Here is a 20,905-nt window from a genome sequence, read left to right on the forward strand (position 1 = left end):
ATTTGTAATAATTATGTATAATTTATTTAATATTATTACAAAGGTTACAATTTCGCTAATCTATTGATATTTTTCTCTTTATAATTTATAATTAATTTCATTGGGGGATACATGAGAAAACACAAACAAATAGATTCATTCACTTTTTTAAGAGCTATTTTTATTATTGCCATTTGCATATTTCACTCATCAGTTCAAATTTTACCTGGTGGCTTTATGGCAGTAATCGGCTTTTTTGTTATGAGTGGATTTTTAATGATGAAAAAATTAAATAATATAGAAGACTTTAATTTGAAAGAATTTAAAATAAATATTCAAAAAAGATTTTTAAAGCTTATGCCTAGCTTAATTTTTGTAATAAGCATATCTTTAATTATATCTTTGATTTTTTCTAGAATTATTTTTCACGATTCTATCAAAGCTTCAATTCCAACTGTCCTATCTTTTCAAAATTTGTACCAAATTTTTAAGGGTGGATCCTACTTTACTAAAAATGGATATTTTTCAATCTTTACTCATTTTTGGTATATATCCATGCAAATTCAATTTATTTTAATTTTTTATTTGATAAATTATTTTTTGGATAAATTTAAGGATAAATATAAGAATATGCTTAGTGATAAGAATATAAGAATTTTTATTTTTGGATTAATTTCAATAATTTCAATTTTCTTGATGATTATTCTTTCTTTTGATAAAAATAATATTTCAAGAATTTATTATGGTCCTGATACAAGAATTAACGCGATTTTTATTGGAGCTATAACTTATCTTTTAGTATATGATTTTTCAAAAATTATTGACTTATCTAAAGAAAAAAACTTTTCACCAAAATATGTTTTGTATGCTCTCTTGTTTTTAAGCTTTATCCTTTACTTTTTTGTAAATGGTGAAAATTTATATACTTATAGGATAATTATTCCTATTTATACCTTAATTCAAGCTTTATTAATTGGTATTTTATATACTTATGAAAAAGAGAATATAATTTCAATTAATAAAAAAGAAATGGGCTTTGTAAAAACTATTCTTTATTATATAGGACTAAGATCTTATTACATCTATATGTGGCAATATATAATAAATACTTTTATATCCTATGCCTTTGCCCACACTACAAAAAGTAGGATTTTGGCTTATATTTTGGAAATATTTTTGGTTTTGATTTTATCTGAAATAACTTATTTAATTTTCCAAAAGAAATTTGACCTGAAAAAATATTTTATTATATCTGCTGTAATAATTTTAAGTATGAATGTTTTGGCAAACTTTATTCCAAATCCTAAGGCAGAGGATATGAAAAATCTTGAAAAAAGAATTAGCGATAACAAGGAAAATATAAAGAAAAACAACGAAAAATTTTTACAAGATCAAAAGAAAAAAGAAAGCAAAAAAGAGAACAAGAATATGATTTCAAATTCTAATGAAAAAGACAAAGACAAAAAAGAAAATGATAATAAAAAGTCTGAAAAAAAAGAAATTACTTTTGAAAAAAAAGCTTATGATGATTTTAATTTTACTGAAAAAGAAAAAGAATTTTTGAAAAACACTTCAATTACTGCAATTGGGGATTCGGTTTTAATAAATATTGATCCTTTTATCAGAGAATTTAATCCAAATCTTTATCTTGATGGTGAAGTTGGAAGACAAATGACTGATGGTCCAAAAGTTTTACAGGATATTAAAAACAAGAATGGACTTGGAAATATAATTCTAATTAGCCTTGGTTCTAATGGAACTTTGAGCGAGCAAAATATGCTTGATATTTTAAATATTTCTGAAGGAAGAAAGGTATTTTTTGTAAATACTGTCAACAGCCAATCTTGGGAAGGACCAATAAATGCAAAAATCAAAAAATTCTGTGATGAAAATAAAAACGCCTACATGGTTGATTGGTATAAATTTGCCAAGGAAAAAGCAAATTTATTTGCCAAAGATATGGTTCATCCTGAAGTTGAAGGTTCAAAAGCCTATAGAAATCTAATTGAAAGAGAAATCATTAATTCTTTTGCAAAATAATAAGCGTAGTGTCAAACGACAACTACGCTTTTTTTAATCTAATTCTAATTTTCCAGTATATAATTGATAGTAAGTTCCTCTTTTTTTCATCAAAGATTCGTGATTTCCTCTTTCAATTATTCTTCCATCATCCATTACCATTATTACGTCAGAATTTTTGATTGTTGATAATCTGTGGGCAATTACAATTGATGTTGATCCCGTCATAAGATTATCCAAAGCTTCTGTTACTGTAAGCTCTGTTGCTGAATCGATTGAACTTGTTGCTTCATCCAAAATTAACATTGACGGCTCATCAACTGCTGCTCTTGAAATTGAAACCAATTGATTTTGTCCGTCTGACAAACTTGAACCATTTCCATAAATTTTTGTATCATAGCCTTGAGGAAGTCTTCTTATAAAAGAATCTGCTTTGCTCATTCTTGCTGCAGCTTTTATTTCCTCATCACTTGCATCAAGTCTTCCATATCTTATATTTTCATAGATAGAATCTGTAAATAAATTTACATCTTGAAGAACCATTCCAAAAGCTCTTCTTAAAGCTTGCTTTTGAATTTTATTAATATCAATATCATCAACTTTGATTGAGCCTGAATCAATATCATAAAATCTTGTGATTACATTTGTTATAGTTGTCTTCCCAGCCCCAGTTGATCCTACAAAGGCGATTTTTTCTCCTGGTCTTGCATAAAAACTTACATCTTTTAAAATTTGATTTTTCCCATCGTATGAAAAATTAACGTGTTCAAAATCAATTTTTCCTTCAAGTCTTTTATAAAATGCCTTTCCATTTTCAATTTTCTTCCAAGCATAAATTCCTGTTAAAGTATCTGATTCATGAAATTTTCCATTTTTATCAATTGTTGCGTGAACTAGGTCAATATAACCCTCGTCTTTTTCGCCTTCCATATCCAAAATTTCAAAAATCCTATTTGCCCCAGCCATAGCTTGGGCCAAGACATTTGCTTGTTGGGAAACTGTAGCGATTGGATTTTGCAATTGCCTTACATAGGTTAAATATGTTACCAAAGTTCCTACAGTCATTTGACCAATAATTGTAAGAAATGCTCCAGCTATACAAATTATTGCGTAGGAAATATTAATTCCATTTTTTAAAAATGGCATAATTTTTCCCATAACTGTATTTGCCTTCCAAATTAATTCTCTAACCCTATCAGCAGTTTTGTTAAATTCTTCTATCAAATTATTTTCAAAATTAAAAACTTTTACAACATTTTGGCCCGATAAAGTTTCTTCTATAAATCCATTCATTTTCCCAATTTCCACTTGGTTTTTTGAGAATAATTTCGTGGATTTTTTTATTATTCTTCTTAAAACAGCAAGCATTAAAAATATTGTAAAAATTGTTAGAAGTGTAAGTTTTATATTAATTACAAACATCATTATAAAAGTTCCAGTAAATAAAAGAAATGATTGTAAAATATTTGGTATTGATGATGATAGGGATTGACTTAGCATATCTGTATCATTTGTAAATCTTGACATTATTTCCCCGTGGGTGTTTTGGTCAAAAAATCCAACTTCCAAACTTTGAACTTTTTCAAATAATTCATTTCTTATATCTTTTACACTTCTTTCACTAACCCTTACCATAAGTCTTGAAAAAATTAGAGAAGTTATAATGCTTGTTCCAAATAAAATTATCATTTTAATAATATTTGCCCTAAGGCCAGATATATCTGCCTTTAATATAGTATTATCAATTGTAGGTCTTAAAAGTGCCATTCCAAAAATTTGGCTTGCTGTTGAAATAATTACAGAAATTATAACAAGGCACATTTGCCACTTATATTTAAATAAATATTTTAAAAGCCTTTTTATTGCACCCTTGGAAGTTTTATTTTTGGATGAATTTAATTTATTTTTCATCTATATCACTTCCTTTCTCTTGCATATCGTAGGTTTTTTTATAAAATTCGTTTTTATTGTAAAGTTCATAGTGACTTCCAATATATTCAATATATCCATCTTTCATAACCATAATCCTATCACAGCCTTTAAAAGATGAGACCCTTTGAGATATTATGATTTTTGTAAGTTTATCGGAATATTCATTTATTCCATCAACAATTTTTCTTTCTGTTTTTGTATCAACTGCTGAAGTCGAATTATCTAAAATTAAAACTTTTGGCTTTTTTAACAAAGACCTTGCTATACAAATCCTTTGTTTTTGTCCACCAGAAACTCCACTTCCTCCTTGGCCCAAAACAGATTTATATCCATCTTTTCTTTCTTTAATAAATTCATCTGCACAGGCAATTTTTGAAACTTTTTCAACTTCTTCAAAGGATGCGTTCACATCACCCCACCTTATATTTTCTTCAATCGTTCCAGAAAATAGGGTGTTTTTTTGTAGAACAATATTTACAGCATCTCTTAATTTTTTAAGATCATATTTTTTGATATTTTCTCCACCGACTTTAATTTCCCCTTCACAAATGTCATAAAGTCTTGGAATTAATTGTACTAAACTTGATTTGCTTGAACCAGTTGAGCCTAAAATCCCAATTGACTCTCCTTCTTTTATGTGAAGATTAATATTTTTTAGGGCAAAATTATCAGAATCTTTTCCGTATTTAAATGAAACATTTGAAAAATCAATTGAACCATCTTTAACTTCAAGATCCTTTATTTTTTCATCATTATTCATGTAAGGCTTATGTTCTATAACTTCAGCAATTCTAACAACTCCAGGACTTGACGCCATCATTTGAACTAAAACCATAGAAATTCCAATAAAAGCTCCCAAAAGCATCATTGAATACATGATAAAGCTCATTAGCTCTCCAACTTGAATTTTTCCACTAATAATTTCATTTCCGCCAAGCCAAACAATTGAAATCATTGATCCAAACATAATCACATTTGCGATTGGAAAAATATAGGAAATTGCTCCACCAGCCTTATCAATTAATTTAAACATGGTGAAATTTTGCTCTCTTAGCTTTTTAATTTCAAAATCATCTCTTACAAAAGATTTTACAACCCTAATATTTGCCAAAGATTCTTGGATAATTTGGTTTAATTTATCAAATTCTTTTCTGTATTGTCTAAAACCAGGAATTGCTTTTGACATGGTAAAAAATATGGCTACAAGCAAAAGTGGCAAGGTCACCAAAAACAAAAGTGAAAGTCTTGGTGAAACTTTTACTGATAAAATTACTGCAACAATCGCCATGACCAAAGTTTTTATAATAAATCTTACTCCCAAAAATACAGAAAATATTATTTGTTGGATATCACTCGTAAGTCTTGTTATTAAAGATGAAGTCCTAAATTTTTCCAAATCTTCAAAGCCAAATTCTTGAATTTTTCCAAATGAAATTTTTCTTAAATTCGCTCCAAAACCTGAGGATGTTGCAGATGCGTGTTTGGTTGCGACCATTCCTGTATACATGCACAAAAGTGAAACTAAAATCATTAGCCCACCCAAAATTAGAGTCATTTTTATATCTTTCCTGCTTACTGCCCTGTCAATTATAAGAGCCATTATTGTTGGAACAACAAGCTCCAAAATAGTTTCTATAGTTGTTGCAAGCATAGAAATTTTTGCATTTTTCTTATAGTCACCAAAGGCTGTCATAAGATATTTAAAATTTTCAAAAAATTCTTTTAAACTATTCAAATCTCCTCCTTATTAAATTCGCACAAAATTTCAGCAAGGTCTGAAAAATCATTTGTCATTTGATCAATTTTTTCTTCTCCCAACTTATCATACAATTTTTCATTAAATTCAATTAGGGGTTTTAAAAATTCATCAGCATAAATTTTTCCTTTTTCAGTCAATACCAAAATTTTTACTCTCTTATCGTCTTTGTCTGAAATTTTTTTTATATATTCTTTTTCACAAAGCTCAATTATTACATTATTGATTGTTTGCTTGGCAACAGCCATTCTTTCCACAATCATAGCTTGAGTGATTTTATCTTCATAAATTAGAAATAAAAAAATTGCAGTCTTAATTCCATTCGCTTTCATATCTTTAAAGCTCTGGTTTTTTAGGCCCTGCACTTTTCTAATTAAGGAAAATAATTTAAAAATTTCAAGTGATTTATCTTTTTTCATTTTCTTCCTTTCTATTTTAAATTATTATAGTCCTAAAATGGACTTTGTCAATAGCCTCTAAAAATTTTTGTTGTATAATATCAGTTGAGGTGAATTATGATAGATTACTTAAAAGAAATAAATTTAGATCAAAATTTAATAGATAAAATAATAGAATTTAGAAAAGCAAATATAGATGATGAAGATAAAGATAGAATCGTTAAACCAGAATTTAAATATTATGGAGAAGATGTCTTAAAAAAAGCAATCACTGCAATTTTATCTGGAAAAAATATTTTACTTTCTGGCCCAAAGGCTACAGGAAAAAATGTTTTGGCCCAAAATCTTTCCTATATTTTTAATCGTCCCTCATGGGATATTTCTTTTCACGTAAATACTGATTACAATTCCTTGGTTGGAGCTGACACTTTTAAAGATGGAAAAGTTATTTTTAGAAAGGGACCAGTTTATGAATGTGCAAAAAAAGGCGGATTTGGAGTTTTGGATGAAATAAATATGGCAAAAAACGAAGCAATTTCTGTCCTCCACGCAACTTTAGACCACAGACGTGTAATTGATATTCCAGGTTATGACAAAATAAAACTTGATGATAAGACAAGATTTATTGCAACAATGAATTATGGTTATGTTGGAACAAGAGAAGTAAACGAGGCACTTGCTTCAAGATTTATGGTTATAAATATGCCAAATATTACAAGGGAAAATTTAAAACATTTACTAAAAGATAAATTTCCAAAATTAAAGGAAAAATATATGGAAACTTTTATAGATATTTTTGAATCTCTCCAAGAAAAAAGTGAAAATTCTGAAATTTCTACAAAATCAGTTGACCTTAGGGGACTAATTTCCGCAATTGAAACTATGGAAATTGGACTTAATCCATATGATGCAATTGAGATGGGACTTATTAATAAATCTTTTGATGAATTTGAAAGAGAGCTTGTAAGAGATTGCGTTGATTCAAAACTTCCAAAAGAAATCAAAGAGAGTGTATTTGATGACTGATACTTTTGAAAAGTTAAGGGCTATGAATGTAATTTGGGATTTTGCTGATGATTATAAAATATTTCCCAAATCCTACTATCCTATGGATAAAAATTACAAAAATATAATTGAAGGATACAAGTTTAAAAATTTTAGGCTTGATTTGTTTTCTTCATTTTTTTCCTATTTAAAAAAAGACAACCCTTTTTTTGAAGAATTTAAGGCAATCACCCTTCTTTTGTTGGAAGATTTATCCTACAGAAAATTAGAAAAAACAAATCTTGTAATAAAAGATTTAAGAAAATCTTATGCAAAAAAAATTCTCGACAAATACCAATACAAAAAAGAAACCGACAATGTTTACGAACAAATTGAAAAGGCCTATTATGGGAAAATTTTTAATAAACCCATAACCGAAGCAAGGCTTGTAAGAGATTTTTATGGGGAACTTTTTTCAATTAATTCCTATAAATCAAGCGAAATAATTGAAAAATTAAACAAGCTTTTCAAAAAATATTTTCTTTTTGAAAGATTTGACCAATACAATGAGCTTTTTGATCAAATGATAAAGGAAGAAAAACCCAAAAATTTTGACCATGAAGATATGGATGAGTCTGATATTGAAAAAAATATAGAAGATCAATTTCAAATTCAATCAGCAGAATTTAATGGTTATATTTATTTTGAAGAAAAAAAAGAAGATATGAACAAGGATATATTTATCTTTGAAAAATCTGATAATGAAAAAGACAAAAGAGAGGATGCCTTTATAGAAGATTTTTATGGAAAACTTTCTATAAGCAAAAAAAGGCAAGAACTTTTGGAAAAAGAACTCGCCAAGGGCATTCATAAATCAAAAAAATTGTATTTTACCAAGGGAGAATACACCGATTCCCCAAATGCAAAATTCAATCAGAAAGTTAGAAAAAAACAAAAGGAAAAAACAAAAGAATATATTGAAAATAATCTTTCAATAAACAACAGGGCTGTAAATGAACTAACAAGAACTATAGAAAATTCTTTGGCAAATCACGAAGAATATGAGCTTTATAGGAAAAATTATGGGCTTTTAGATTCTGTCAATGTTTGGAGGGCTCCTGTATTAAATGAATCGAAAGTATTTTTTTCAAATAACAAAGATCCAAAACCTAAATTTCAACTGGATTTATTGATTGATGGATCGGCAAGTCAAATAAAAAGACAAAATCTTGTAGCAAATCAAGCTTTTATAATTGCAAATGCCATGGACAAGGTAAATATTCCAATAAGAGTTTCTTCCTTTTCAACTTTAAGAGATTATACAGTTTTTAATATGTACAGAGATTTTAAGGATAAGGGAAAAAATGAAAATATTTATAATTTTTTCGCTTCCGGCGCAAACAGAGATGGCCTTGCCTTTAAAACAATCCACAAATTAATCAATGAAGATAAAAATGAAAGTGTAAGAAAAATTTTAATAATTTTATCGGACGGCCGCCCAAACGATGAAAAGCACAATATAAATACAGTAAATGCAAAAATTAAGGACCAATATATAGACAAAAAAGCAGTTGATGATACTGCAAAAGAAATAAGATCTTTAAAAAACGACGGAATCCAAGTTTTGGGAGTTTTTACTGGAGAAGATGAAGATATAGAAAACGCAAAATTAATATACGGATCTGATTTTTGTAGAATAAAAAATTTAGACAATTTTTCAAAAATTGTTTCAATTTATATGAAAAATTTAATAGCAAACTAAAGATGACCTAATATTATACTAGGTCATCTTTTAATTTATTTTTTAATTTTATGATAAAGATGGTTTACCATCTTCATTACTTCTGGAATTCTTGATAAAAGAATTGTAAATATATAGAAAATCGCCCCTAGAAAAATTGATATAAACATAGCTAATAGATAAGACATTTTTCCGCTTAATACTCCGTAGCTTTTCCAAACTATTATTCCCATTAAAATTGATAAGACTGTAATTTTTATGAGTGATTTTAGTGATGATTTGAAATTTAATCTTCCAAAATTTTTCCTAAATTTATAAAGCATCATTAATGCTCCAGCGAGCGCTGAAATTGTTGTTGCAAGTGCCAATCCTTCTATATCAAAAAAGTTAATCAAAATAAAATTGAGAATTACATTTATAATTTGTTGGATTACAACTATTATTACTGGTGATTTTGAATCTCCAACTGCATAAAAACCCTTGTCAATAACATCTGAAAAAGATTGAAAAATTACAAAGGGTGCATAGGAAATAAGCATGGCTGCTGTAATAATTACTGATTTATCATCAAAGGCTCCTCTTTGATAAACGAGTTTTATTATTGGAACTGCCAAAGCCATCATCCCTATTGTTGCAGGAATTACCAAAAGCATGGTTGAAACTATGGCTGAATTTATGTGACTTTTCATATCCTCAAATTGTCCACTTTGACCCAAATGTGAAATAGTTGGAAAAATTGAAGTTGTAACTGAAACTGTTATAACTCCTGTTATTAATGATAAAAGAGTTTTTGAATATCTTAAATAAGATATTGATGCATTTCCAAAAAAGTAGGACGCCATAGAATTATCTACTGTAAGAGCAATTTCTCCTGCAGCTGATGAAACTATAACTGGAATTGCAATCCAAACTAATGATCTAATATATTTATTGTGTATATCAATTGTGTTTGAATGTTTGTAACCATGATCTCTGTTTGCCTTTGGAAACATTATATATTGCAAAACATTTCCCAACAAACATCCTATTGCAAGAAGATATGGATTTTTGGCAAGGCCTGAAAAAATTGTAAAGGCAATTATTATTACATTCATTATTATGCCAGTTACAGCTGGTATAAAGAAATTTCCTTTTAAATTCAAATATCCCCTAAATACTGCTGAATATAGATATGCAAATATTGCAAACATTATAATTCTTGTAAATACAATTGCTGTTTGTAAAAGTTCTCCCTTTAAATCAGGAGAAAATAATTTACAAAAAGCTCCAGCAAAAATAAATCCAATAATTACTGCAACAAGACCAAATACCATCAAAATATTAAAAATATTTGAAGTAAATTCTTCAGCAGCCTCTTCTCCCTCTTCATTTTTTGCCTTGGTGTAAATTGGAATAAATCCAAAAATAATACCTGATGCGACAAAATTTGCTATAACAACTGGAAGAGTATTCGCAACAGCATAAATTGCAACTATATCTCCCGCTCCATAGAAATAAGCCATAACAGATTCTCTCAAAAATCCAAAAACTTTAGAAAGAATTGTTACCATCATTAACATAAAAGCAGTTTGTCCCATAAATACCTCTCTTTTTATATTATAAATTTTATTATATCTTTTAAAATCTTGCTTGCAATAAGCTAAATTTTAAAAAAATAAATAAAATTTATTTATTTTTTTAAATCATAATACAAAAAATAAGCACAAGAAATAGACCTATAACTTGTGCTATAATTTATTATTTTATTTTCAAGTACTCTTCTAAGGAAAGATTATTTTCAAACATAGACTTGGCATTTTCTACACCAACATATCTAAAGTGCCAGCATCTTTCTTTTTTGCCGGTTATTTTTTCCTTATCTTTAGTATATCTTTGTATAAAGCCGTATTTATAAGCATTTTCCTTTAGCCATTTATACTCGTCAGTTTCTTTAAATTTGTTTGAATATTTTGTACTATCAGTATAAAAATCAAAACATGTTCCTGTTTGGTGCTCACTAGTATAAGGCAAGTCAGCATCAGGATTCTTTTGATCTAATAATTTTTCTTCACTTTGGCCTAATCTAAAATCTGATGCAATTTTTAAATTCAAGCCTTGTCTTTGTATATCAATAAGCATAGTATCAAAAGCTTTTTTGCTAGTTGGATCTAGGCCTGGATTAAAATCTTTTGGTAAAGGGTTTTTTTCATTTACAAAAATAACACCATTTACTACATAAATATTTTCATCATCTTTAAGTTTTCCAAGTCCGTACTTATTAACATAATAAAAATCATCATTGATTTTAATTTTTGAAAAAGAATTTTCCGTACCATAATACTCAACATATTGATTTTTATTAATACTTACGTCAGTTTTTGTAAAATCACTTGGCTCTTGGTAGCAGTATTGACTTTTCAATGATTTTACATAGGATTTCATAGTATCGCTATAACCATCATTGTCAATTTTTTCTCCATCAGTGATTACAACACTTTCAAAGCCAATTGGTGTTGCAACTTGAGTTTTAATTGCTTTTATTTCTTTATTTTCTTCTTTTGCCTCTGCTTTTTTATTCGCTTGGGCATACCTGTTTTCTACTGGTTTTCTAATTTGAAAATCATCAGTTTTTCTTTTAAAATCTATATTCAAAGCTCCTGTTATCAAAAGAGCACATATTCCAACTTTAATTAAATTTTTTCTTCTTTTTATCTTTTTTTCTCTTAATTTTTTGCGTCTTAAATCTCTAATACTTTTGTTTGCCATTTTTAGTTTTCTTCCTTAAATATATTTCAATATAACTAAATTTACGTCTGTGGGATTGTTTTCAAAATCATATAAATATATTTCAATTTATAAAAAAAGATTTTAAAAACTCTATAATATTTTCTTAACTCCATTATAACACAAGTCTTAGGAAATATGTAGAGTATAAATGATTTTTTCTTGAAATTTATTAAAAAAAATCGCTAAAAATTAAAAATTCTAATTTTAGCGATTTTAAAATTTATTTTCTAAAAAAATCTTTTATTTTTTCAAAAAATGTTTTCTCTTTTTTATCCTTATTTTTATTTTCTTCTATTGGAAAATTATTAGGTATTATTTCTTTTTTATTTTCTAAACTTTTCTCTTTTGCCCTAGCTTTTGCGATCTCTATAAATTTTTCTTGGGCAATTAGATTTTTTTTATTTTCTACCTTTTCGTATTCGCCCTTAGAGTTCATTATTCTTGTCTTTACATCATCAGCAAACATGATATCTAAAAATTCTAAAATACGTTTTTTTATAGAATCTTGGTAAATTGGGCAAGCAACTTCCATCCTATTTCTAATATTTCTTGTCATAAAATCTGCTGATGAAATATATAATTTGCAATCATCGCTATGACCAAATTGATAAACTCTGTGGTGTTCAAGAAATCTTCCAACAATTTGGTGGATTTTTATATTTTCCGTCCTATTTTTTATTCCGGGTAATATACAAGTAATTCCTCTGACCATAAGGTCAATTTTCACTCCCTCGTTTGAGGCTTCTGATAATTTGTCGATCAAAATTCTATCAGAAATTGAATTCATTTTAAGTCTTATATAACCATTTTTGCTTTCTTTTTGCCTTTGTATTTGTTCATCAATTAACTTATCAAGCCTTCTTTGCATAGGTTTTGGTGAAACTAAAAGATGTTTGTAGTCCCCATCAAGATTTCCTATCATTATATTATCAAAAACTTCCTTAACATCAGTCCCAATTCCTACATTACTTGTCATAAAAGAAAAATCTGTATAAAGTTTTGCAGTTTTTTCGTTGTAATTTCCCGTTGCAATTTGACTTGTGTAGGCAATTTTATCATCTTTTATTCTTGTTATTAAACAAACTTTTGAATGACACTTGTAATCATCAAAGCCATAAACAACTTTGCAACCTGCATTTTCAAGTCTTGATGACCAAATAATATTATTATTTTCATCAAATCTTGCCCTTAATTCCATCAAAACAAAAACTTCTTTTCCATTCTCAGCTGCTTTTATAAGAGCTTTTGCAATTTCTGAATCTTTTGCAATTCTGTATAAGGTAATTTTTATGCTTATAACAGATTCATCAAGGCTTGCTTCATTTAATAATCTAATTACTGGATCCATACTCTCATAAGGATAGGATAAAAGAAGATCATTTTTTTCTATTTGATCAAGCATCGGAATAACGTCATCAATTTGGTTTGATTTTTGTGGCGAAAAACTTTGGTAAAAATATTTTTCTTTTAATTCTTCGGGCATATCGCCAAGCATATCAAAAACAAAGCCTGCCCTCATTGGAGATTTTGTTACAAAAACATTTTCTCTTTTTAAAGGTAGTTTTTCCAATAATAAGGCGAAAACTTCTTCCTCAATTTCCTCATCAAGTTCAAGTCTTACAGGTTGAAGTCTTTTTCTTCTTTTTAAAACATCTTTCATATAAGACCTATAATCAAGGTCGACGTCATAATCATCATCATCGTAAGAAATATCTGCATTTCTCGTAACAGACATTATATGCTTTGAAATGCACTTATAGTTATCAAAGACATTTTCCCCAAATTCTTTAATAATATCTTCGATTAAAACTATAGTTGTTTGTGAAACTTTCAAAAACCTATCAATCTTATCTGGAACATATATTATTCCAAAATAATTCCTATCTTTCTTATTTTCTCTTTCTTTTACAAGATTAAAAATTACATTTATAGAAAGATTTGGTAGCCTTGGAAAAGGCCTTACCCTATCAACAACTTGAAAATTTAAAATAGGTTCAATTTTGCTATCAAAGTAAAATCTCACAGTATCATAATCTTTTTTGTCAAGATTTGAAACTTTTTCAATATTTATTCCTTCACTTTTAATATCATTTATAATTCTAGAATAAACTGAGTCTTTTTTTTGGTATAATCTTTTACATTCTTTCATAATGGCAGCAAGTTGATCTTCTGGAGTCATGTTTGACTTATTATCAACTGCCTTTTTCTTAAGCCTTGTCAAATCCTCAAGCGAGCCAACTCTAACCATAAAAAATTCTTCTAAATTTGTATCAAAGATAGAAAAAAATTTTAACCTTTCAAATAGCTCAACATTTTTTTCATCTGCCTCATCCAAAACTCTCTCATTAAATTTTAGCCAAGACAATTCTCTGTTTTGCGTAAAAGATATATCCATTTTTTATTCCTTTCCTAGTACTTCATTGTAAACATATCCCTCTCTTACACCAGTTTGACTTATATTAATCACATCAGCCTTAAAATATTTGGCAATTTTATTTAAAATAATCATTCCAGGAATAAGAGTGTGAACCCTATCAGCCTTTACAGAAAGAATTAAATCCAAAAGTTCTTTATTTTCATGGTCAATCAGATCTTTTATCATGTCTTTGAGCTTTTTCCTATCCATAGAAAAATTATCCTTATCAATATCATAATATTCATTGTATAATTTTAGGCTTGCCCTAGCAGAACCACCAACTCCACACAAGGTATCATGATTTTCTTGATAGAAATTCCTCTCTATTAATTCATCTTCAATGGCCTTTTCAATAGCCTTTATATCATCTTTTGTAGGAAATAAAAATTCAACATTATCATTAAAAGCAGATAGAGAACCGATATCAAGAGATGTAGATTTAATTACCTTTCCTTGCTCAATTATTACAATTTCACTAGATCCACCGCCTATATCAGTCAAAACACCCTTTTGAATTTCAAGTGATGAATTAGCTCCAATAAAGGCAAATTTTGATTCCTCTTCACCAGATAAAATTTCAATATCAAAGCCTATTTCATCCTTAACCTTTTTCAAAATTTCACTTCTATTAGAAGAATCTCTGATTGTTGCTGTTGCAAAAGGTAAAACCACATCTATATCATCAAAATTATCAATAAGGTGTTTGAAATTTCTCAAAGTATCCATTAGTCTTTCAACACCCTTATCATTAAGTTTTCCATTTTTAATATATGACCTAAGACTTGCACCATCTTTTTCATTAAATAAATTGTGGATTATTCCATCTTTTTCCTTGTAAACTGAAAGTCTTATAGTATTTGATCCAATATCTATAACTGCATATATCATATAATTTTCTCCTTTTTATTATTTAAAATCCATGTAAAATTTATGTAAAATTTAATTACAGGCTTTTTTAATTTTAATTTCCCTTTCCATAATAATATTTGTCATCTTTTGCGAAATTTCATTTACATCAGTCATATAAATTTCTATATTTAAATTCTCATCCTCATCAAAAACAATATCCCTTGCCAAAACCTTGGCTGGGTCAATAATATTTGCATCATAAGTAAGATTTTTCTTAATTTCATTTTCTATAATAGGATAATGAGTGCATCCCAATATTATATTTTCAATTTTTTTCTCATTTGCAAAAGCCAAATATTTTTTCAAATCATTTTCAATATTTTTTCCACACACTTCCCCATTTTCAATAAAAGAAACCAAAGAAGGGCAGGCTTTTTCGTAAACTTTTTTGTCCGAAAGGCTTTGGATTTTTTCTTTATAACCATGTTTAAGGCAAGTTGCCCTTGTCGCCATAACAAATACACCGCCTTTTTTATTCAAAACTTCCTTAACTGCCTCGTCCGTAATAGAAATAAATTTCTTATCAAAAGTTTTTCTAAGCTCATCAATAGCAAGGACTGAAACTGTATTACAAGCAACCACAAAAAAATCAATATCTTTTTTAATTAAAAATTTAACTATATTTTTTGAAAGATTTATTATTTCTTGGCTAGACTTATCTCCATAAGGTACATTTTTATTATCACCCAAGTAAAAATAATTTGCCTTATGTTTTTTTGACAATTCTTTAAGAACTGTAAGTCCTCCAAGTCCAGAGTCAAAAACGCCAATATTAGTCATCTATCAAGCTCACCCTTTCAACAAATTTAAAATCTCCTTTAATCAAATCAAAAGCCTTGTTGATTTTCCCTTCATCAAAAAATACAGCAAAAATACTTGCCCCACTACCACTAAGAAGAGCCTTAGATGCACCAAGATTTTCAAGCCTATTTTTAATATCAAAAAGATGAGGATAATTTTCATATACAACATCTTCCATCACATTTCTAAAATCTTTAACTATATTCTTATCGGAAGATTTTAAGCCACCAATTATTTTATCTGTTTTAACGTTTCCATAATCTCCAAGTCTTTTATAAACAAAATTTGAAGAGATTTCTGTTCCATCATTAATAAGAAGTATTTTCATATCCAAATTAATGTCAATTGGCGATAAAATTTCACCAATTCCTTGGGCTCTGGCAGATTTTTTCAAAAAGAAAAACGGAATATCAGCCCCCAAACTTTTTCCAATTTCAAAAATTTCCTTATCACTTAAATTTAAATCCCACAAATCATTTAAAGCCAAAATCATTTCAGCACAATTTGTAGATCCTCCAGCAAGACCTGCAGCTATTGGAATATTTTTTTCCAAATAAACATCAACTCCAGGCAATTTAACCCTATCTTTTAAAATATCCCAAGCCTTGTAAATCAAATTATTTTTAATATTTTCATTAGATAAAACTTGACTGTTGGTTTTAATACTTATCTCATTACTATTATTTTTTTCAATTTTTAATTTATCAAACAAAGAAATCCTAGTCATAATAGTATCAATTTCATGATAACCATCATCTCTTTTATACAAAGAATCTAAACTAAGATTAATTTTCGCATAACATTTTCTTTCCATAATTACCTCTATATAATTATACCATAAGGACTTAGTTGAAAATGAAAAGATAACAAATTTAAATTAATAAATTACACAAAAAAAGACTTTACATTTGCAAAGTCTTTTAAAATTTAAATTATTTAGAATAATCGTAGAATCCTTTACCAGTTTTTCTACCAAGATCTCCTGCTCTTACCATTTGTTTTAATAATGGGTTTGGACGATATTTGCTATCACCAAATTCATTAAATAAAACTTCCATAATTGCAAGACATGTATCAAGTCCTATAAGGTCAGCTAAAGCCAAAGGTCCCATTGGATGGTTTGCTCCAAGTTGCATTCCCTTATCTATATCTTCAACGCTTGCAAGTCCATCATATAAAACTCCGATTCCTTCATTGATCATTGGAATTAAAAGTCTATTTACAACAAAGCCTGGACCTTCTTTTACTTCAATTGGTTGTTTTCCAAATTCTTCAGCAAGTTCAAATACTTTTTTGTTTGTTTCATCGCTTGTGTGAAGTCCTCTGATAACTTCTACAAGTTTCATTACTGGAACTGGATTGAAGAAATGCATTCCTATTACATTTTCTGGTCTTTTTGTTGATGCAGCTATGTCAGTAATAGAAAGTGAAGATGTATTTGATGCAAGAATTGCTCCTTCTTTAACTACTTCATCTAATTCTTTGAAAATTTCTTTTTTAAGTTTTGGATTTTCTGTTGCAGCTTCAATAACTATATCGCAATCAGCTAAATCTTTAACTTCTGTTGTGTAAGAAATATTTTTAATAGCTTTTTCTTTAGCATCTTCTTCCATTCTTCCCTTAGAAACTTGTTTAGAATAATCTTTTTCAATTCTTGCTTTAGCGTTTTCTAAGAATTCATCTTTGATATCTCTTACTACTACTTCGTGGAATTTAGCAGCTACTTCTACAATTCCGCCACCCATAATTCCTGATCCAATTACACCAATTTTCATATTTACTCCTTTGTTTTTTTAAAACGTTTCGTTTGCTTGTTAAATTAATAACTTATACATATATTATAACATTGTTTTCCCGTTTTATCAAGAAATATTGACTTTTTTTTAACTATTTATTGGATTTTCTCCAAATTCTCATTTTTTCAGCTTCTTTTATAAGTTCTTCTCTAAATTCTGGGTGAGCAATTGAAATTAATTTTTCTGTTCTTTCCCATAATGATTGTCCTTTAAGATTAACCATACCAAATTCTGTTGCAACATAATGAGTATTTGCTCTACATCCTGTTGGTTGAGTTCCTTGCAATAAAGTTGGAACTATATTGGAATGTCTTACTCCTTTTTTATCAACTCTTGATGAGTGTAGGGTTACAAAAGATTTCCCCCCCTTAGAATTATATGCACCAAGCATAAAATCAAGAGCTCCACCTGAACCAGAAATATGTTTTGTTCCTGAACTTTCAGCAGAAACAGTGCCATTTAAATCAACTTCGAGGGCTGAGTTAATTGACATGAAATTATCTAAAGCAGAAATTTGTTCAATTCCATTACAATAATCTACTGGTGCGGCACAAAGTTCTTCATTGTTATCAATAAAATCATATAATTCTTTGCTTCCAGCTGCAAAAGCATAAACTTGTCTACCCCTATCAATATTTTTCTTTTTACCTGTAATTTTCCCAGCTTTTGATAGTTCAACAAAAGAATCTACATACATTTCTGTATGAACTCCCAAATCTTTTAAATCTGAATTTGCAATTTCATTTCCAATAGCTGTAGGAAGTCCACCAATTCCAATTTGTAAACAAGCTCCATCAACTAATTCTTCAACTACAAATTTTGCAACTTCTTTATCTAAATCACTTGGTTGAGGTTTTCCCAAAGCAATCATTTCAGGATTTGATCCTTCAATAATATAATCAACTTCCTTTATGTGAACACAATTTTCATATCCGCCAAGTCCTCTTGGAACATTTTTATTTACTTCAATTATAACTATATCAGAATTTTCAATTGCAGCATAAAGATGTGATGCAGAAACACCAAAATTAAAATATCCATGTTCATCCATTGGGCATGCTTGAGTTACAAAAACATTTGGTTTTTTTATTGAAGTTCTATAATATTTTGGAAGCTCTGAATATTTTAATGGCGAATAAAATGCTCTTCCTTCACCTGCTAATTTTCTTATAGGTCCAAGTGAGTGCCAAGAGTTATAAACAAAATGTTCATTTGTTGGATCAGCATCAAATATTTTGAACTTTTCAAGTTCTACTCCGCCTCTGACAACGATGTCATTTAAATTAGAAATTTCTTTTGCCAAAGCTTCATCAAAATCGTGTGGTGAAACTACTCCCCATGAATAATCTACATAATCGCCGTCCTTTACAAGTTTTGCAGCATCCTCTGCACTTATTAGTTTTTCCTTATAAAGCTTACTATAGTCCATATCATCCTCCATTTGCTTTTATATTTTAAAATATAGAAAATTTATCTTATCTTTAATAAAAATTAAGGATGAGACTTATCCCATCCTTAAAATTAATTTGAGATACTAATAAACATATACCCAAATTTATAAATTTATTCTAATTTATTTTCCTTTTTTCTTATTTATTGCTTCTGTAAGTTTTGGTACAACTTCAAATAAATCTCCAACTATACCATAATCAGCTCTGCCAAATATTGGAGCATCTGGATCTTTATTTATAGCTATAACTTTATCAGCTGCATTAATTCCTGCCAAGTGTTGGATAGCTCCAGAAATTCCTACAGCTATATAAACTCTTGGTCCTACAGTTTTTCCAGATTGTCCTACTTGGTGAGAGTGTGAAATCCAACCAGCGTCTACAGCCGCACGGCTTGATCCAACAGTTCCATCAAGTGCATCAGCTAAATCTTTAATAAGTGAGAAGTTTTTAGGATCTCCAAGTCCACGTCCACCAGAAACTATAAATTCAGCTCCAACTAAATCAACTTCATCTCCTTCATCTCTTGGAATGAAATCTAAGATTTTTGTTCTAGCTTCGCCTTCAAATTTGATATCTTCATCAATTACTTCAATATCATCTTTAGCTCCAATAGCTTCTTTTGAAAATACTCCAGGTCTAACAGTTCCCATTTGTGGTCTGTGGTCTGGACATAAAATCATAGCCATTAAGTTTCCACCAAAGGCAGGTCTTGTCCATCTAACTTCTTTTTTCTCAGCATCAATGTCAAGTTCTGTACAGTCTGCTGTAAGTCCTGTGTGAAGTCTTGCAGAGACTCTTGGTCCCAAATCTCTTCCTTGGTTTGTTGCACCAATCAAGATTATATTTGGACTATATTTTTTAACTAATTGATCTATTGCATCTGCATAAACTTCTGTATTATATTCTTTATAAACTTCATCATCAACTGTGATAATTCCATCTACACCGTATTCTTTTACTTCTTCTTTAGCTTTATCAACATTTGATCCGATAATTATAGCATAAAGTTTTTCATCGATAGCATCAGCCATTCTTCTTCCTGGATTCATTAGTTCAAGTCCAACATTTACAGCTGATCCATCTTCTTTAGTTTCTACAATTACCCAAAGATTTTTATTTTCACTCATCTATATCCTCCTAAATAAGTTTCTCATCAGAAAGAGCATTTATTAACTTATCTACAGAAACACTAGCATCTCCATCGTTGTAGATTTCTCCAGATTTCTTATGTTCAGGTGTATAAGATTTTTTAACTCTTGTTGGTGAACCTTTAAGTCCTATTGCTGTTTCATCAATATTTTCTTTTAGTTCTTCAAAAGTGATTTGTTCGATTGTAGCTTTTTTAGCTTTCATTTTATTTTTGATTTTTGGATATCTTAATTCTTCATCACCATATTTTGTAAATGTAATAAGTGCTGGAAGTTTAGCTTGAATTTCTAATGCTCCGCCTTCAACTTCTTTAAGAACTTTAATTCCTTCATCATTTAACTCAGCTGTGTAAGCATAAGTTACTTGTGGAAGATCTAAGTGTTCAGCAATTTCTGGACCTACTTGAGCTGTATCTCCATCGATTGCTTGAAGACCACAGAAGATTAAATCATAATCGCCTTCTCTTTTAGCAACTTCTTTGATAGCTTCTGAAATAATATAACTTGTTGCAAGTGTATCAGATCCACCAAATTTTCTATCAGTAACCAAGTATGCCTTATCAGCTCCTACTGCAAGAGTATCTCTAAGCATAGATTCAGCTTGAGGTGGTCCCATAGAAATTACTGTAATTTTTACATTTTCTGGATCTTTATCTTTTATTCTTAATGCTTGTTCTAGAGCAAAAGCATCATAAGTATTTAAGATACTTGGAACTCCCTTTCTAATAAGAGTATTAGTTACAGGATCTATTTTAATTTCATTAGTATCTGGAACTTGCTTTGCACATACAAATATATTCATTTATTCC

General features: G+C 28.8%; 16 protein-coding genes. 3 read left to right on the forward strand and 13 right to left on the reverse strand.

All coding sequences use genetic code 11. The annotated features are described in order from the left end of the window. Positions 1 to 111: 111 nt before the first annotated feature. Positions 112 to 2,019: an acyltransferase family protein gene (locus BN2087_RS08685; RefSeq protein WP_049691374.1), complete on the forward strand. Its 1,908-nt coding sequence runs from the start codon at positions 112 to 114 to the stop codon at positions 2,017 to 2,019. A 33-nt stretch (positions 2,020 to 2,052) separates the two neighbouring features. On the opposite strand, the gene BN2087_RS08690 is transcribed toward BN2087_RS08685, so the two are convergent. From BN2087_RS08690 to BN2087_RS08700, 3 genes are read right to left on the reverse strand one after another with little or no spacing between them, the layout of a single operon-like run. Next, on the reverse strand, positions 2,053 to 3,909 hold the full coding sequence (locus BN2087_RS08690) for an ABC transporter ATP-binding protein (protein WP_049691375.1): 1,857 nt from the start codon (positions 3,907 to 3,909) through the stop codon (positions 2,053 to 2,055). Beyond that, entirely contained in the window at positions 3,899 to 5,665 is a 1,767-nt protein-coding gene (locus BN2087_RS08695) for an ABC transporter ATP-binding protein (protein ID WP_049691376.1), read from the reverse strand. The genes BN2087_RS08690 and BN2087_RS08695 overlap by 11 nt, the downstream gene beginning before the upstream one ends. Beyond that, entirely contained in the window at positions 5,662 to 6,105 is a 444-nt protein-coding gene (locus tag BN2087_RS08700) for a MarR family winged helix-turn-helix transcriptional regulator (RefSeq protein ID WP_049691377.1), read from the reverse strand. The genes BN2087_RS08695 and BN2087_RS08700 overlap by 4 nt, the downstream gene beginning before the upstream one ends. A 96-nt stretch (positions 6,106 to 6,201) precedes the next feature. Here BN2087_RS08700 and BN2087_RS08705 point away from each other — a divergent pair, with 96 nt between their 5' ends. Then, entirely contained in the window at positions 6,202 to 7,110 is a 909-nt protein-coding gene (locus BN2087_RS08705; RefSeq protein ID WP_049691378.1) for an AAA family ATPase, read from the forward strand. Continuing rightward, positions 7,103 to 8,830 (forward strand): vWA domain-containing protein, encoded by a 1,728-nt coding sequence (locus tag BN2087_RS08710; protein ID WP_049691379.1) that lies wholly within the window; start codon positions 7,103 to 7,105, stop codon positions 8,828 to 8,830. The genes BN2087_RS08705 and BN2087_RS08710 overlap by 8 nt, the downstream gene beginning before the upstream one ends. Before the next feature lie 35 nt (positions 8,831 to 8,865). Here BN2087_RS08710 and murJ read toward each other — a convergent pair whose 3' ends face one another. From murJ to BN2087_RS08760, 10 genes are all read right to left on the reverse strand, one after another. Next, entirely contained in the window at positions 8,866 to 10,386 is a 1,521-nt protein-coding gene (murJ, locus tag BN2087_RS08715; protein ID WP_049691380.1) for a murein biosynthesis integral membrane protein MurJ, read from the reverse strand. A gap of 160 nt (positions 10,387 to 10,546) precedes the next feature. Beyond that, positions 10,547 to 11,554, reverse strand: coding sequence for a M15 family metallopeptidase (locus tag BN2087_RS08720; RefSeq protein ID WP_049691381.1), 1,008 nt, complete (start codon positions 11,552 to 11,554; stop codon positions 10,547 to 10,549). 241 nt (positions 11,555 to 11,795) lie between these two features. Then, a complete protein-coding gene (locus BN2087_RS08725) occupies positions 11,796 to 13,970 on the reverse strand; it encodes an RNA degradosome polyphosphate kinase (protein ID WP_049691382.1) in 2,175 nt (724 codons plus the stop codon). 3 nt (positions 13,971 to 13,973) lie between these two features. Then, the gene (locus BN2087_RS08730) at positions 13,974 to 14,879 is read right to left on the reverse strand and encodes a Ppx/GppA phosphatase family protein (RefSeq protein ID WP_049691383.1); all 906 of its coding nucleotides are present in this window, start codon (positions 14,877 to 14,879) and stop codon (positions 13,974 to 13,976) included. A gap of 51 nt (positions 14,880 to 14,930) precedes the next feature. Beyond that, positions 14,931 to 15,680 (reverse strand): glutamate racemase, encoded by a 750-nt coding sequence (gene murI / locus BN2087_RS08735; protein ID WP_049691384.1) that lies wholly within the window; start codon positions 15,678 to 15,680, stop codon positions 14,931 to 14,933. Beyond that, positions 15,673 to 16,515, reverse strand: a complete 843-nt coding sequence (ispE, locus tag BN2087_RS08740) for a 4-(cytidine 5'-diphospho)-2-C-methyl-D-erythritol kinase (RefSeq protein ID WP_049691385.1) — start codon at positions 16,513 to 16,515, stop codon at positions 15,673 to 15,675. Before ispE ends, murI begins: the two co-directional genes overlap by 8 nt. A 118-nt stretch (positions 16,516 to 16,633) precedes the next feature. Then, positions 16,634 to 17,476 (reverse strand): 3-hydroxybutyryl-CoA dehydrogenase, encoded by an 843-nt coding sequence (locus BN2087_RS08745; RefSeq protein ID WP_049691386.1) that lies wholly within the window; start codon positions 17,474 to 17,476, stop codon positions 16,634 to 16,636. Between the two features lie 112 nt (positions 17,477 to 17,588). Further along, positions 17,589 to 18,926 (reverse strand): acetyl-CoA hydrolase/transferase C-terminal domain-containing protein, encoded by a 1,338-nt coding sequence (locus tag BN2087_RS08750; RefSeq protein WP_049691387.1) that lies wholly within the window; start codon positions 18,924 to 18,926, stop codon positions 17,589 to 17,591. A 144-nt stretch (positions 18,927 to 19,070) separates the two neighbouring features. Further along, on the reverse strand, positions 19,071 to 20,075 hold the full coding sequence (locus BN2087_RS08755; RefSeq protein WP_049691388.1) for an electron transfer flavoprotein subunit alpha/FixB family protein: 1,005 nt from the start codon (positions 20,073 to 20,075) through the stop codon (positions 19,071 to 19,073). Between the two features lie 10 nt (positions 20,076 to 20,085). After that, the gene (locus BN2087_RS08760) at positions 20,086 to 20,898 is read right to left on the reverse strand and encodes an electron transfer flavoprotein subunit beta/FixA family protein (RefSeq protein ID WP_049691389.1); all 813 of its coding nucleotides are present in this window, start codon (positions 20,896 to 20,898) and stop codon (positions 20,086 to 20,088) included. Between the last annotated feature and the right edge of the window lie 7 nt (positions 20,899 to 20,905).

It is taken from the genome of Anaerococcus jeddahensis (genome assembly GCF_001182725.1).
GTDB classification, from domain to species: Bacteria; Bacillota; Clostridia; order Tissierellales; family Peptoniphilaceae; genus Anaerococcus; species Anaerococcus jeddahensis.